This is a genomic window from Mycobacterium sp. NGS50 (genome assembly GCF_059812545.1).
This window is the reverse complement of sequence record NZ_JCALCW010000098.1, coordinates 1-455: the sequence shown is the minus strand read 5'-3', so window position 1 is coordinate 455 and position 455 is coordinate 1. Positions and strand designations below refer to the sequence as shown.

Sequence of the window (455 nt, the reverse complement as noted above, 5' to 3'; positions counted from 1 at the left end):
CACCCAGGTGCAGGGTGCGTCGCCGGGCGCGGTCGGTGTCGGTGTATTGGCCTTCGCGTTCGGCGATGGCGTCGGCGATCGCGGCGCCGACGATGGCCACGAACGGGGCGTCTTGGCGTTGGGCGTGGGCGACCAGCACATGCTCGGCTCGTTGGGCATCCTGCGGGGTGGCTTTGGACGGTAGGTGATCGAGGGCTTTGGTGATGGTGGTGATGTGGTCTTGGCCCAGTGTGCCGGCGGCGACGGCGTCGGCCAGCTCGGGCAGGGCGGGCGGCAGAGCGGGGCCGGTGAGGCTGCGGCGGGCGCGCAGGCGGGCGGCCAGGGTGAAGCGGCGTTTGATTTCGCCGCGGGTGATCCGCAGCCGTTGGCGCAGCAGGTCATCGGCGCGCACGCCGTGGGGCAGGTCGGGGTGGGTGAGGCCTTCGAGGGGGTCCTCGATTTCGCCGAACATCCGA

1 protein-coding gene is annotated in these 455 nt (G+C 71.6%); it reads right to left on the bottom strand.

Going from position 1 to position 455, the window contains the following annotated elements:
• The coding region (locus AC5Y36_RS25850; RefSeq protein ID WP_500043825.1) for a DUF222 domain-containing protein at positions 1-455 on the bottom strand (455 nt) is incomplete at both ends.